The sequence below is a fragment of the Amnibacterium soli genome, assembly GCF_039544415.1.
Lineage (GTDB): Bacteria > Actinomycetota > Actinomycetes > Actinomycetales > Microbacteriaceae > Amnibacterium > Amnibacterium soli.
The window spans coordinates 215000-229713 of the sequence record NZ_BAABLP010000006.1; the positions used below are offsets into that span (position 1 = coordinate 215000).

Here is a 14714-nt window from a genome sequence, read left to right on the forward strand (position 1 = left end):
TCCTCGGAGCGCCCGATGCCCGTGAACCCGCCCCCGCTGGTCGGGCGCGCCTCGGTGCTCGCGGACGTGGTCCGACGCGCTCGCGCCGGGCAGGGCTCGGCGCTCACGGGCCCGCGCGGGCTCGGCGGCAGCCGGCTGCTCGTCGAGGCGTTCGCGGCGCTGCGGCGAGCGCGCGTCCGGGTCGCGCGCATCGCCCTCGCGCCGCCGGGCGAGACGCCGCGGCTCGACCCCTTCCTCGCGCTGCTCGACCGCGCGAGCGCCGGGCAGCTGCCTCCGGGCGACCGCGCTGCGCTGCGCACCGCCGTCCGACGCCTGCAGCTGCAGGCGCTGGTGGTCGACGACGCCCACCTGCTCGACGCCGCGACCGGGACGCTGCTGGTGGAGCTCGGGCGCGAGGGCGTCGCGGTGATCGCGAACACGACCGGGCCGGGCGGCATGCCCGACGTGCTGCAGCCGCTCGTGGACGAGGACCGGCTGCAGGCCGTTCCGCTCGAACCGCTCTCGCCGCAGGAGGTGGTCGAGCTCGCGGAGCAGCAGCTCGGCGACCCCGTCGAGACCGAGCTCGCGCAGGCGCTGCTCCGCGCCTCCGCCGGCCGGCCCGGCACGCTCGCGGAGCTGGTCGAGGACGCGGTGACGACGCACGCGATCGTCGACGGCGAGGGGCTGTGGCGCCTCGCCGGACCGCTGCCCCCGCCCCGCTCGGTGCGCACGGCGGTGCTCGGCGCCTTCTCGCTGCTGCCGCCGGACCAGCGGGGCTGGATCGCCGCGGTCGCGACCGCCGAGTCGGTCGCCGACGACGTCGCCCGCCGCATCGCCGCGCCGACCACGATCACCGCGGTCGACGAGACGGGGTGGACGCTGCGGGAGGAGCCGGGCGCGACCCGCCTGCGCTCGTCCCCGCTCGCCGCAGCGGTCCTCGGCACGCTCGACCCGCGCGCCCGGCTCGCCGTGGTGCAGCGCCTCGCCCGCGCGGCTCGATCGGTCGCGCGGCCGCTCACGGAGCGCGAGCGCGTGCAGCTGCTGCGGTGGCACGTCGAGCTCGGCGAACCGGTCGACGGGGGCGAGGCCTTCCGCCTGGCGATGCTGCCGAGCACGGACCCCGAGTCGCGGGAGGCGCTGCTCCGCGCCGCCGTCGACGCCGGAGCCCCCGCCGGCGCCGCGCTCGCGGAGCACCTGCGCCGCTCGCGCCGAGCGACCGAGGCGCTCGACCTGATCCGCACCGCGCTGCCCGACGCCGAGTCCGACGCCGAACGCATCTCCCTGATCCGCGTGGCCGCGATGACGACCGGCGTCGTCGAGCGCCGCTCCGCCGACGCCCTCGCCGCGCTCGACCTGCGGATCGCGGAGGCGGGACCGCACCGCGACCTGCTGGCCGTGCGGGCGGCCCTGCTGCTCCTCGAGGCGCGCCCCCGCGAGGCGGTGGAGACCGCCGAGGTGGTGCTGCACGCCGGCGACGACCCCGGCTTCGCCACCGCGCTCGCCCTGCTGCAGCGCGCGCTCGGGCTGCGCGAGCTGGGGCTGCTCGACCGCAGCGTCACCGCCGCACGCCGTTTCGCCGCCGTCGCCGAGCGGGCGACCGCCATGCCGCCGATCGCGGTGCTCGCGCACTGGGCGGGCGCGGAGGTCGCCGTCGCGGTCGGAGCCGAGCTCGACGGGCCCGAGGACGTGCTCCTCACCCGGTACGCCGCCGCCGCGGAGGAGCACGGGCCGGCGGGCCGCGCCCCGCTCGCCTACACGCTCGCCTCCATCCGCCTGCACCGGGGCGACCCGGTCGCCGCCGTGCGGCTGCTGCGCGAGGCGGATGCCGGCTCCGGGTCGTGGCGGGAGGGCTGGCAGCCGCGCGTCCTCTCGGAGCTGACGATCGCGCACGCGCTGTCGGGCTCCCTCGACGAGGCGAGGGCGACGCACGAGCGGCTGCAGCGCATCGCGTGTCCGCCGATCCAGCACGCCCGGGTCGACCTCGCGGCCGCGCAGCTCGCCGCCGCGGCCGGCCGGCGCGAGGAGGCCGCGGTCCTGGCGACCGAGGCGGCGGAGCAGGGGCGACGGCGCGACCTGGTGCTCGACGCCTTCGACGCCGGCTTCGCGGCGATCCGCTACGGGGCCGAGGGCGCTCCGGAGCGCCTCCTCGCCCTCGGCGCGCTGCCGGCCGGCACCGGGCGGGAGGCGCAGCGCGGATACGCCGCCGCGCTCGTCGCGGAGGACCCGCAGGGCGTGGACGCCGCCGCGATCGGGCTGTGGCGGGCGGATCTGCGCCTGCACGCCGTCGAGGCCGCCGCGCGCGCCGCCGAGCTCGGCGCCTCCGACGCTCAGCCGCGGCTCGTCGCCTGGCTCGCCCGCACCCCCGGCCTGCGGCTGCCGGGCATCACGGACCGCGGCGCGGCGGGCCTGACGCAGCGCGAGCGGGAGGTGGCGATCCTCGCCGCGGGAGGCGCCTCCGACCGCGCGATCGCGACCGAGCTCGGCATCACCCTCCGCACCGCGCAGACGCACCTCGGCCGGGCGTTCGCGAAGCTCGGCGTGCACCGCCGGGCGGATCTGCGGGAGCTCGTCGGCGAGCCCTGAAGCGCACGGCCGGGCCGCCACGCGCGCACCGCCGCTGCTCGCGGGCTGAGCGCCTCCCGCAAGATGGCTGACGGCGACAGAGTGAGGCCGTACCGAAGGTGCGCGCGGAGACCTTCGGTGCGACGCTACGCAGACCGATCCACCCTCACCCCCTCCCCACTCCTTCCATGACGGCAGGCACATGTCCCTGAGCACCACCGCGCTCGTGGGCCGGACGTCCGTCCTCGACGCCGTCGTCAACCGCGCCGCGGAGGGGCGCAGCACGGTGCTCAGCGGCCCGACCGGCGTCGGCCGCACCCGCCTGCTCGGAGAGGCGGCCGCGCGCCTCGAGCGCTCGGGCGTGCGCGTGGTCCGCCTCACCGCGACCGCGTCCGCGTCGTCCGTGCCGTTCGGCGTGTTCCTCGGTCTGCTCGACCACGCGACGATCGTCCGCATCGGCGCGGAGGAGGCGCTCGGTCGTGCCGCGCTCGTGCGCGCTGGGGTCCTCGCGCTCGAGCCGAGGGCCCTGCTGATCGACGAGGCCTCCCTGCTCGACCCCGGGTCCGCGGCCTTCCTGCTGGAGCTGGCGCGCGGGTCGACGGCGGTCGTGCTGACGGTCACGACCGGCCGGCGGGTCCCGGACGCGATCCGCACACTCGTCGACGAGGGCCTGGCCGCCGCGATCCGGCTCGAGGCGCTCGATACCGCAGGGGTCGCCGGGCTCGCCGCCGGAGTGCTCGGCGGTCCGGTCGACGCCGCGCTCACCGCGGCGCTGATCGAGGTGGCCGAGGGCTCGCCGTCGGCCACGCAGGAGGTGCTGCGGGCCGCGCAGCGGGCGGACGCGGTCCGGCACACGGACGGGCTCTGGCGGCTGCACGGCGACCTGCCCGCGCCCGTCGCCGCTCGCCGGCGAGCCGCCGCCGAGTTCCTGGAGGCCCCGCCCGAGGAGCAGGACTGGCTCTGCGCGGTCGCGGTGGCCGACGAGATCGCCGACGACCTGGGCGAGCTGCTCTGCACCGATGCGGTCGCCGACCGCCTGACCCGCGCCGGCTGGACGGTCCACGACGACCGCGTGCGCGCGACGCGCATGCGCCGTGCGGCGCAGACGGAGGGGGTGCTCGAGGCAGCGGGCCCGCGGCAGCGGCGGTCCACCGTGCGCCGGCTCCTCACCGCCTCCGCGCGGCTCGGCCGGCCGCTCACCGACCGCGAGCGCATCGCACACGGCGCCTGGCGGCTCGAGCTCGGCGAGGAGCTGCCCGCCGCGACCGCGCTGGAGCTCGGCGCCCTCACCTCCCTCGCCGACCCCGCCCTCGCCGAGCGGTTCCTGCGGCACGCGGTGGCGACCGGGGGCGGCGCGCCGGCCGAGGTCGCGCTGGCGGAGCACCTGAAGCGGACGAACCGGCTCGACGAGGCCGAGCAGCTGCTGGGCACGACCGCGACCGTCGACGGGGACCGGCACAGCGCCGACGACGTCGCCCGGGTGCTCGCCTACGTGTCCGGCTTCGGCGCCCGCCGAGGGGCGCAGGCGCTCGCCGCGCTCGACGCCCACATGCTCGCGAACGGCGAGCACCCCGACCTGCTCGCGGTCCGCGGCGGACTGCTCTGGTACGAGATGCGGTACGTCGAGGCGCTGCCCGCGCTCGAGCAGCTGCGCCGCGGCCCCGCCGGATTCGCGGCCGTGTTCGCCGCGATGCAGGAGGTGCTCGTCCGCATCGAGCTGGGCGACGCGGTCGGCGCGCAGCAGGTGGTCGAGCAGATGCGCGGGCCCTCGCTGCAGACGGTCGGCGCCATCCCGGAGGGGCCGGTGATGTTCGACTGGATGTCGGCGCGGGTGCCGGCGGTGGTCGCGCTGGACCTGCCGGCCGCGGAACCGATCGCGGTGCGGAATTACGCTCGCATGCTCGAGACCGGCATGCACGCCGTGCGCACGCCCTTCGCGCACCTGCTCGGCGTGATCCGCACCCTGCAGGGCGAGGTCGACACCGCGGTGCACCTGCTGCGGGAGGCGGAGGGGCTGCCCGGCATCTGGCGCGACAGCTTCCTGCCGGTGATCCTGGCCGACCTGGCGGTCGCCCTGGTCCGGGCCGGCGACCTCGCGGGCGCCGCGGCCGCGCTCGAGCGGGCGTCGTCGGGCGCGGTCAGCACCTCGCAGCAGGGCCGGCTGCGCCTCGCGGAGGCGGAGCTGCAGGAGGCGCGCGGCGACGCCGACGGCGCGATCGCGCTGGCCCGCGGCGTCGCGGATCGCGCGCGCGACGCCGGCGCGCTCGTCGAGCAGTGGGAGGCGCTGTTCGCCGCGATGCGCTTCGGTGACGAGGGCGCGGCGGAGGCGCTGCTCGACCTGCAGCCGCTGCCCGGCATCGCGCGCGGCCTGCAGCAGGAGCACGCGCGGGCCCTGCCCGCCCTCGACCTGCTCGAGCTCGACGCGGTCGCCCGCCGCTACTGGGCGCTCGGCCTGCGCTGCTGCGCGATCGAGACGCTGACGAGCACGATCCGGCTGCGCGTCGAGCGAGAGCTGCCCACGACAGCGGCCGCCGAGCGGCTCGCGCAGTGGACGGCGGAGGTGCCGGCGCTGCGGCACCGGAGGACGGGCATCGACGCCTCCACGACGCTGACGTCGCGGGAGCGGGAGGTCGTGGCGCTCGCGGCGCGCGGGCTGCCCGACCGCGGGGTGGCGGAGGCGCTGGGGATCTCGGTGCGGACGGCGCAGACGCACCTGGCGCGCGCGTTCACGAAGCTCGGCGTGCACCGCCGCTCGGAGCTGGCGGCGCTGCTCGACGACGGGGCCTGAGCGGCCCTCGGATCAGGAGGCGGCGCGGGCCTGGGTGCGGACGGGCGTCGCGGCGGCGCGGTAGGCCACCTTGCCGCGGTGGTCGCGGTCGGCCAGCTTCACCGCTCGGCCGATGAACAGCGCGAGCAGCACGGAGACGAGCAGCCACGCGCCGAGGACGGCGAGCACGATCGTGAGAACCATTCGGAACCTCCCCCAAGGTCGGATCCGATCCTTTCGAACGCGCGTTCCCAGGGGCATCCCCAGAACGGGGTGCGCCCGTCCCCATTCATGTTTACGGAGATCTGGCTCTGCCAGATCTCCGTGGACATGAAGAACTAGAGCGCGAGGAAGTCGAGGGAGCGCGCGATCTCGGGCAGGGCATCGACCGGCGGGATGTTGAGGTGCCCGTGCAGCATCCCCTCCGCCACCGTCAGCTCGACGGGCACGCCGCGGGAGGCCAGCTGCTGGGCGAACAGCTCCCCCGAGCCGCGCAGGTCGTCGAGCTCGGACACCACGATGCGCGTCGGCGGATAGCCGGTGAGGTCCGCGAGACCGGGGCTTTCCGCCGCCGGCAGGTCCGTGATCCGGCCGAGGTAGGTGCCGAAGATCGCGGTCACGACCTGGGGGAAGAAGCGCAGCACGGGCGGCAGGGCGCGCAGCTCCGCGGCGGTGGCGTCGTCGACCGCGGGGTTCGGGAAGTGGAGGGCCGGGTAGGCGAGCAGCGCGGACGCCGGCTCCACCTCGGGCCGCAGCGCGGCGGCCGCCGCGAGGAACGCCCCGGCGCTCGCCCCGCCGATGGACGCGCGAACGGGGTCGATGCCGAGCGTCTCCGCCGAGGCGATCAGCCAACCCCATGACGCCACCACGTCGTCGACCGGGATCGGGTGGTGCACCGACTCGCTCGCGAGGCGGTAGCCGACGCTGACCACGACGCCGCGGAGGCGGGCGGCGAGCTCGAGGGAGACGACGTGCGCCTCCGGCATGTCGAGGTCGCCGCTGGTGAAGCCGCCGCCGTGCGCCCACAGCAGCGAGCGGGCGCCGGGCTGCGCCTCGGCCGCCCGGTAGACCCGCACCGGCACCGGCCCGTGCGGGCCGTCGACGACCGCTTCCTCGACCCGGACGTCGGGGGCCGTGTACTCGCCGTAGGGCGCGCCGAAGGCGAGCGCCGACTCCGGCATGAGCTCGGCCGGGGTGCCGGGCGCGATGCCCTCGATCAGCGGGAGGCGGGCGGCGATCAGCGGATGCACGGGCACCCCTTCATCCTCGCCGCACCGCCTCCGAGCGGCGAACCGGGAGACTGGGGGCATGCGGAGGACGATCGGCGGGGCGCTCGTCACGCTGGCAGCACTGCTCGGCTGCGTCGCCTGCACCGCGCCGGCCGGACCCGCGCCCGCCTCCTCCGCCGCGTCCGCACCCGTCGCGGCGCCGTCCTCGCCGCAGGCGGCACCGTCCCCGCCCGGCCGCTCGATGACGGTGGCGGTGCTCGGGGACTCGCTCTCCCGCGGCTACAACGCCTGCTCGCACTTCGGCGACTGCCCGTCGGTGTCCTGGTCGGGCGGTACCGACGACCGCGTCGACAGCGTCGCGACCCGGCTCGGCGCCGCCGCCGGTGCGCGGGTGACCGTGCGGAACCTCGCGAGGTCCGGCGCCACGGTGTCCGACCTCGCGCGGCAGGCGACCGAGGCCGTGACGCTGCAGCCGGACCTCGTCACCCTGCTGATCGGCGCGAACGACGTCTGCCGCGCCACGGTCGCCGACATGACCTCGACCGAGGACTACACGACCGCCGTCAGCGCCGCGCTGCAGCAGATCGCGCAGTACTCCCCCGACACCGTCGTGCTGGTGGCGTCGATCCCGGACGTGACCGCGCTGCTGCCCGTCGCGGCCGGCAACCCGACCGCACGGTTCCTGTGGGCGCAGGGCGGGTGCGCGACGGCGCTGCAGGACCCGCAGTCGACGGCTCCCGACGCCGTGGAGCGCCGCGCCGCCGTCTCGGCGCGCATCCGCGAGTACGACGCGGCGCTCGCCGGCGCCTGCGGCGTGCTGCCCCGCTGCGTCACCGACGGCGGCGCGCTGCACCGGTACACGCCCACGCTGCAGCAGCTGTCGGCGTTCGACCGCTTCCACCCGTCGGTCGCCGGCCTGCGCGAGCTCGCGCAGCTGGAATGGCGAGCGCTGAGCCGCTCCCCGCGCGCCGCCGCGCTGCTGGAGCCGGCGGGCTGATCGCGGGTCAGCCGCGCGGTGTGCCGGCCGTCAGGCTCGACCGCGAAGGGCGACGCCGATCCGACCCGTGAGCTCGCGGACCGTCGCCACGGTGCGCTCGTGCGCCTCATGATCGATGTTGTGGCCGTCCTCGACGGACAGGCCGTCGTCCTGCGACTCCGGCACCGGTCTGCGCAGCAACGCGAAGCGCCGGCGCGGTGCGGGCTCCGGCTCAGGGGGACGGACGATCCCGCGCAGCAGGCGCATCCGCTCGACCAGCTCCGGAACGGTGCCCGGCAGCTCACCCTCCCGCGCGATCGCCTCGAGGATCGGCACCGCCTCGCGCAGGGTGAACAGCTTTCCCTGATGCCCCGGCGCCAGCCGCGCGAGCGCGCCGCGATGCTCCCGCTCCATCGCGATGACGAGGTCCGCCTCCTCGACGAGCTCACGGGTGACCTCCCGGGCCACGTGTCCTGCCCCGTGCTCCGGATCGTCGAGCACCCGGCGAGCCGTCGAGCACATCGCGGCGCCAGCGACGCCGCGCGTACCGGCGCTGGTCACGACGACGTCGTGGAACGGCCCGGCCGAGAGCGCTTCCCGCAGGTGCAGCTCCGCGAGCGGGCTCCGGCAGACGTTCGCGGTGCAGACGGCGAGGATGCCGCGCGTCGTCGGGGCGTGGTCCGTCACCGCTCGATCCTGCCACGCAGGCACCCGCCTGCTGGCAGGATGGCGCGCCGGGGGAAGGAGCCGTCGTGGTCGAGACGCCGTCACTCGTGGTCGCCGTGCTCACGTTCCGCAGACCGCAGGATCTGGCAGCGCTGCTGCCCCTGCTCACCGCGCAGCTCGTCGCCGTCGGCGACCTGCATCCGCTGGCCCGCGTCCTGGTCGTGGACAACTCCCCCGAGGCCGGCGCGCGGGACCTCGTCGCGCGGACGCCCGGGCCGGTCGACTACGCGCACGAGCCTGTCGCCGGCATCGCTGCTGCCCGCAACCGGGCGCTCGACGAGGCGCGGAGCGACGATCTGCTCGTCTTCATCGACGACGACGAGCGGCCGACCGAGGGCTGGCTGCGCGCGCTGCTGGGCGAGCGGAGCCGCAGCGATGCCGTCGTGGTCGCGGGACCGGTCGTCTCGAGCTTCGCGGTGCCGCCAGGCCCATTCGTGGCCGCGGGACGGTTCTTCGATCGCCGACGGCTGCCGACCGGCTCGCCGATCGACGTGGCCGCGACGAACAACCTGCTGCTCGACCTCCGAAAGGTGCGCGGTCTCGGCCTGCGCTTCGACCCCGCGACCGGTGCGACCGGTGGTGAGGACACGCTCTTCACGCGGAGCGTCCACGCGCGCGGCGGTCGCATGACATGGTGCGACGAGGCCGTCGTGCACGACATCGTGCCCGCCGCGCGCATCACGCCGCGCTGGGTCCTGCTGCGCGCGCTGTCGAGCGGGAACAGCTGGAGCCTGACGTCGCTGCAGCTGGCGGAGGGCCTCCCGGCTCAGCTGCGAACCCGCCTCGCCCTGCACGCTCTGGGACTCATCAGGATCGCCGGAGGGACGGCGCAGGCCGCCGTCGGCGCGCTGCTAGGCCGCCCGTACCACCGCGCCCGCGGAGTGCGCACCGCCGCCCGCGGGGCGGGGATGCTGCTCGGCGCGTGGAACGTGCGCTACCGCGAGTACCGGCGGCCGAGCGCCAACCGGTAGGCCCGCACGTGACCGTCCACCCCGGCGGGCCACGACCGCGCGTCCAGATCGGGTCGCATCCCTCGCGAGATGGTCGCGGTCGCGGCGAGTGCCGCGTCGAGCGCCTCTGAGGAGAGTTCGCCCTCGTACCGCTGGACCCAGACCTCGCCCACCTCGGCGGCGAGCGCGTCGTTCGCAGCGTTCCGCGGTACGAGGACGGGCCGGTCGAGCGACAGCGCTGCGAGTACACCGCCGGAGTTGTGCATGTGCAGGTACGGCAGCACGACGAGCTGTCCGCGCCCGCACGTCTCGACCAGCTCGGCGTCGGTCAGGTACGCGAACCGCAGGTGGACGCGACCGTCGTCTCCGGCGGCCGCCCGGATGCCCCGCTCGAGCTCCGCCGAGGACGGCGAGCCCGCGACCTCCAGGGACACGCGACCAGGCAGCGACCGGAACGCGTGGACGAGCGCCTCGACGTTCTTGTACCGCCGGATCAGCCCGAAGTACGTCACCCTCCCGGGGATCGTCTCCGGCTCGGGGTACCGCTCGAACCAGTGACGGTAGTGCCCGTGCAGGACGACGACGGTGCCGTCGTCCGCGGGGGTGTCCGCGTTCAATGCGATGCGCGCGGTGGTCCGGCGCTCGAAGGCCAGCAGCAGGTGGCGCTGCACCGGGCTGATGCCGCTCGGCAGCTCGAGATTGTGCACGGTGCGCACGACCGGCGTGCGGGTGACGGTCAGCCGCACCAGCAGCAGAGCGAACAGCGCCTGCCGCACGGCGGTCCGCAGCCGCCCGCGCCCGGACACGAGGATCTCGGGCCAATGGGCGTGGAAGAGGTCGTACCGGCCGAGCAGGGCGGAGCGCCAGGAGAAGGTGCGCAGCGCGATCCGCGAATCTCCGGCGAGCGCGTCGCGGAGCATGACGATGTACGGGTTGGTGGTCGGACGGGGCGGCGGGAACGACTGCTGCACCACGATCCGACCGCTCTGGCGCTGAACCATCCGCCCTCCGTCCGCAGCCCAGGAGTCTAGGGGCCGGTCGCAGCGCCGCGTCGGGCTACACCAGGACTGCTCGATCACCGGGAGGACACGCGGTCGACCCGCCGACGTCGCGCCCTTCTTCCTCTCCCTGGAACGGCCCTTCCCTGCCGCTTTGCCGAGCACCGGCGCGTCGTTATCGTCGACCGATCTTCGACCCCGAAGCCCGCCCCTCCCCCGTTGGATCGAGGCCCCATGACCACGCGCACCCGGTCGCCGCACCGCTCCACCTCTCGATCGCGGGCTGCGGCGTGAGCACGACGGCACCCGCACGGCCCGGTCGGCACCGCGCGACGGAGGAGCCCGCGGCCTTCGATCCGTCGTCCTGCGTGACGGATCCCCGACTGTTCGACGCGCCGCTGGACGCCCCTCCCGCCCGGCGCGAGACGAGCCCCGAGACGGACCGCGCGCTTCCGTCGCGGCCCCGATCCGCCACGCCGACGGCTGCGGTCGTTCCGACCGGCGCAGACCGGACGCGCCTTCCCGTTCTCCGGCCCGCCGCTGGGCAGCTCCCCGTGTCCCGGCCGGTCCCTCCGCGTCCGTCGGTCGCTCTGGACCCCCGGGCCCGCACGCGTGAACCGGTCGAGTCCGTCGCCACCCCGGTCGCCGCGAGGATCTCGTCGCACGGCGAGGTCCTGCCCGAAGGCGCGGTGCGCAGGCTCGGCGGGCTCGGGCTGCAGACCGGACCCGTGACCATCGTCTCCGAGGTCGGACCGCGCGCAGCGACGGAGCGGACGAGTCCGTGGCTGTTGCAGCGGGCGAACTTCGTCGCCGTCGCAGCGGTGGCCGTGCTCGGCGCGGTGACCACCGGCGCCGTCGTGCTGCCCGCCAATGCGGAGGAGACGCACACGACGCCCTCACCGCGCTCCTCGAGCGTCGCATCGACCGTCGACCTCACACCGTCGCGGGCGTCAGCCGCACGGCCGGGCGCGGACGCCGGCACACGCCCGGCCATCGCGAGCACGAGAGAGGCCGACGGGACGCCGACCGCGCGTGTCAGCGCGGCGGCCCAGGAGCGGAGCCGCGGCGCCGCCCGCCGTGCCCTGCACGCGGCTACGACGGCCGCCACCGCAGCAGCCTCCGCCTCCGCAGCTGCCTCTGCCTCTGCCTCTGCCTCTGCCTCACCCACCCGGTCCTCGCCCGTCCCGACTGCCTCTGCTCCGGACCGCCCGTCCTGGTCCCCCGGTGCGGGGCTGCGCGACCTCCGCGCGATCCTGGCCGACGCGCCCGCTGACCGCACGACGACTGTCGGCGCCGGCGCCTACGGCTTCTCGGACTTCAGCGGCTCCCTCATCGGCGTCGACCTCGGCGCCTCCGGCGGCCTGCGCGGCGCGGGCTCGAGCAGCACCACTGTCGCGATGGCCGCGCGGACGTCGTCGAAGGCCGGCGCCGTTCCGACCGCGGACTGGACGACGAATCAGCTCTACCTCATGTCGGTCACGGGCGCCTCGCCGGTGCTCTCCGGCTTCACGCTCCGCGGAACCGTGCAAGGCCACCTCTACAACGGGGTCCGCATCGGGCAGGCGACCAACGCGCGCGTGGACGACGTCACCGTGCAGGGGATCCCCGGGAACAAGGACATCCCGCCCGGGGAGACCTTCGGCATCAACGACTGGCGCACGAACGGGTCGGTGTACACGAACATCGAGGTCGACGGCAGCGGTCGCCTGGGAGCGTCGGGCTTCGCCACGAACAGCTCCACGAACGTGACGGTGCGCGGCGGGAACTTCCACGACATGCGCGCGAACGGCACCGCGTTCTGGCAGACGAGCGGCGTCACGCTGAACGACGTCACCGTTCGGAACAACGTGACCGGACTCAACTTCGAACGCACGACCGGCACCATCACCGTGAACCGTCCGGTGTTCGGCGGCAACAACCAGGACGTCTTCCTGGCGAGCGACCAGGGCGGCGGCACCCTGGTCATCACCGACCCGGAGTTCGGCAGCACCTACTCCGGCCACAAGATCAACATCCAGGTCCCGAAGACCTACCGCGGCACGGCGAACCGTTACGGACGCGGCAGCGTGAAGGTGATCATCGGCGGGGTGGACCGCACCGCCGAGGTCGTGCACTGGGTCGGGAACAGCTGACGCCGCGTCAGCGCCGCGACAGCAGCTCACGCGACAGCCGCCGGCCGTCGCGCAGGCCCCGGAGAGCGGGCAGCAGGCTCCGATGGGGGGCAGTGAGCAGCTGGCGCCGCCCGCCCTGCTTCACGACGGCCCAGAGCAGGCGGAGGTCGTGCCGCCGCCAGCGCTGCAGATCTTCCGGCGCCAGCAGCAGCGCCGCGTACACGAGCCGGTTGCGGACGTTGAAGTAGTAGTAGGTGACGGACTTCGCCGTCCCGGCTGAGCGCAGGCCCACGCCCTGCGTGCCTCCCTCCGCGTGCACGGCGACTGCGTCATCGAGCACTGCGAGCCGACCGCCGGCTGCGAGCACCCTCGCGGACAGGTCCACGTCCTCCCAGTAGAGGAAGTACTCATCGGCGAAGCCGTCGACCGCCTCCCAGAGCGTGCGCGAGACCATCAAGCAGGCGCCGGTCAGCCACTCCTGCACGGGGACGCCGACGATCCGGCGACGGCGTGCCCGCATGGAGCCGTCACGGAGGTCGAGGTCGTGTCCCGCGGACCACAGCGTGCCGTCGGGCCGGTCGATGCGCGGCGCCGCGAGCAGCATGGGGTCCGCCGCCACCGCCGCCGCGAGCGTGCGCACCGCGTCCGGCCCGATCGACGCGTCCGGGTTCAGGAGCAGCACGGCGTCCGCGCCGTCCTCGAAGGCAGCAGCCACGCCGAGATTCATCCCGGTGCCGAAGCCGAGGTTCTCGGCGGGCGTCAGCACGCGCCAGCCGTGCGCTGCACCGAGAGCGAGGACCTCTGCGCGCTCGGCGTCGGTCGTCCGGTTGTCGACGACGACGGCGGACAGGGCGGGGTCCGAGCGGATCAGCGGAAGGAGGCACTCCGCCAGCAGAGCGGAGGAGGCGTAGTTCACGACCACGACGGCGACCCCGCTCATGCCACCACCTCGAGCACCGCTCCGCTTCCGCGTTCCTCCCGCGACCGCTTGAAGGTGCGTACCACCTGCAGCACCACGAGCGCATCCCGGCGGAACGCCGGCCAGGCGACGAGCACCAGCGCGAGGGCGCCGAGCCAGGCCGCGGTGCCGGCCAGCAGGCTCCCCAGGCCGGCGTTCCCGGTGCCCCAGGCGGCGACCCATGCGGCGGCCGCGGGGAACGCGTAACCGAGCGTCGCCACGAGACCGTTGGTGAACATCCGCCGGGCAGGGGCGTCCGAGACCCTGGCGATCCAGATCAGGCCCAGCAGCCACATGCCGACGCTCACGGCAGAGTAGGCCGTCGCCACCCCGGTGACACCGCCGAGCACTCCGAGCACCACGGCGCCGATCACGATCGGGCGGGTGCTCAGCTGCCACAGCAGCAGCGATCGCGTGAGCCCCTTCGACATGAACACCCAGTAGGTGCTGTAGCCGGCGGTGGTGAACACGCCCGAGACGGCGAGGATCTGGAAGAGCGGCACTGAGTCGGCCCAGCGGGGGCCGAGCAGCAGCAGCAGCGGCGCGGCGAGCGCGGTCGACCAGGAGAACACCCCGAGCACGAGATGCATCATCACCGACTGACCGGCGAGCAGGTAGCGGCGGTACCGCACCGGGTCGTCCTGCAGCGACGACAGCACGGGCAGCGCGACCCGGGTGGAGGGGGCGTTGATCTGCGTGAGCGGCAGGGCCAGCAGCTGGAACGCCCTGTTGTAGACGCCGAGCGGTCCAGCGCCGATCAGGGTGCCGATGACGACGGTGTCCGTGTTCTTGCCGGCATAGCCCAGCAGCTGAGCCCCGACGACGTCGAGACCGAAGCCGACGAACCGGCGCATCGGTACGTCGCGCCGATAGCGCTGCGGCCGGAACCGGCCGAGCGCGGCGAGCAGGACGAGCGAGACGATCGCCTGCCCGACCTGCTGGCCCGCCAGCGACCAGTAGCCCGAACCGAGCAGCGCCATCGCGACGCCGACGGCGAGGCCGACGACCTGGCCGCCGATCTCCGCGAACGAGAGCCTGCCGAACTCCAGGGTCCTGTTGAGGTCCGCTCGCAGCTGCGTGCCGAGCCCGTTGAGGAGGAAGGTGACCGCGAGCACCGCTGTGAGCGCGGAGAGGCGCGGGTCGCCGTAGAAAGCGGCGACAGCAGGCGCGACCGCTACGGCCACACCCGTCAGGACGACGCCGATGAGGGAGTTGAGCCAGAAGAGGTTGCTGCGCTCGGCCGTGCTCAGCGTCTTCGCCTGCACAGCGGCGTTCGTGAGTCCGAAGTCCCGGAAGATCTCGCCGAGGCCGATGATCACGAGCACCTCGGCGATGAGGCCGTAGTCCGTCGGCGCGAGCAGCCGTGCCAGCACCACCACGCTCGCAGCCTGCACGACGACCCGGAGGCCCTGGGCCGCCACGGTGACCGCCGCACCGCGAGACGCTCGGCCTGCCAAG

General features: G+C 75.1%; 11 protein-coding genes. 5 read left to right on the plus strand and 6 right to left on the minus strand.

Features of this window, described 5'->3' with window-relative positions:
- The first annotated feature begins 15 nt into the window (after positions 1-15).
- Entirely contained in the window at positions 16-2562 is a 2547-nt protein-coding gene (locus tag ABEA53_RS14215; protein WP_345481930.1) for a helix-turn-helix transcriptional regulator, read from the plus strand.
- Positions 2563-2743: 181 nt separating this feature from the next.
- A complete protein-coding gene (locus ABEA53_RS14220; protein WP_345481931.1) occupies positions 2744-5329 on the plus strand; it encodes a LuxR C-terminal-related transcriptional regulator in 2586 nt (861 codons plus the stop codon).
- Positions 5330-5341: 12 nt separating this feature from the next.
- Here ABEA53_RS14220 and ABEA53_RS14225 read toward each other — a convergent pair whose 3' ends face one another.
- A complete protein-coding gene (locus tag ABEA53_RS14225) occupies positions 5342-5512 on the minus strand; it encodes a hypothetical protein (RefSeq protein ID WP_345481932.1) in 171 nt (56 codons plus the stop codon).
- Between the two features lie 134 nt (positions 5513-5646).
- The gene (locus tag ABEA53_RS14230; RefSeq protein WP_345481933.1) at positions 5647-6564 is read right to left on the minus strand and encodes an alpha/beta hydrolase; all 918 of its coding nucleotides are present in this window, start codon (positions 6562-6564) and stop codon (positions 5647-5649) included.
- A 52-nt stretch (positions 6565-6616) separates the two neighbouring features.
- On the opposite strand from ABEA53_RS14230, the gene ABEA53_RS14235 reads away from it, so the two are divergent.
- Positions 6617-7534, plus strand: a complete 918-nt coding sequence (locus tag ABEA53_RS14235) for an SGNH/GDSL hydrolase family protein (protein ID WP_345481934.1) — start codon at positions 6617-6619, stop codon at positions 7532-7534.
- Positions 7535-7564: 30 nt separating this feature from the next.
- On the opposite strand, the gene ABEA53_RS14240 is transcribed toward ABEA53_RS14235, so the two are convergent.
- Positions 7565-8200, minus strand: a complete 636-nt coding sequence (locus tag ABEA53_RS14240; protein WP_345481935.1) for an arsenate reductase/protein-tyrosine-phosphatase family protein — start codon at positions 8198-8200, stop codon at positions 7565-7567.
- Positions 8201-8265: 65 nt separating this feature from the next.
- Here ABEA53_RS14240 and ABEA53_RS14245 point away from each other — a divergent pair, with 65 nt between their 5' ends.
- Entirely contained in the window at positions 8266-9210 is a 945-nt protein-coding gene (locus ABEA53_RS14245; RefSeq protein ID WP_345481936.1) for a glycosyltransferase family 2 protein, read from the plus strand.
- Here ABEA53_RS14245 and ABEA53_RS14250 read toward each other — a convergent pair.
- Positions 9174-10190 carry a glycosyltransferase family protein gene (locus ABEA53_RS14250; protein WP_345481937.1) on the minus strand — a complete coding sequence of 339 codons (1017 nt, stop codon included), beginning with the start codon at positions 10188-10190 and terminating at the stop codon, positions 9174-9176. The genes ABEA53_RS14245 and ABEA53_RS14250 overlap by 37 nt on opposite strands.
- Before the next feature lie 725 nt (positions 10191-10915).
- Between ABEA53_RS14250 and ABEA53_RS14255 the strand changes: the two genes are divergently transcribed.
- On the plus strand, positions 10916-12319 hold the full coding sequence (locus ABEA53_RS14255; protein ID WP_345481938.1) for a right-handed parallel beta-helix repeat-containing protein: 1404 nt from the start codon (positions 10916-10918) through the stop codon (positions 12317-12319).
- A 7-nt stretch (positions 12320-12326) separates the two neighbouring features.
- Here ABEA53_RS14255 and ABEA53_RS14260 read toward each other — a convergent pair whose 3' ends face one another.
- Positions 12327-13238 (minus strand): glycosyltransferase, encoded by a 912-nt coding sequence (locus tag ABEA53_RS14260; RefSeq protein WP_345481939.1) that lies wholly within the window; start codon positions 13236-13238, stop codon positions 12327-12329.
- The gene (locus tag ABEA53_RS14265) at positions 13235-14713 is read right to left on the minus strand and encodes a lipopolysaccharide biosynthesis protein (RefSeq protein ID WP_345481941.1); all 1479 of its coding nucleotides are present in this window, start codon (positions 14711-14713) and stop codon (positions 13235-13237) included. Before ABEA53_RS14265 ends, ABEA53_RS14260 begins: the two co-directional genes overlap by 4 nt.
- Position 14714 lies beyond the last annotated feature (1 nt).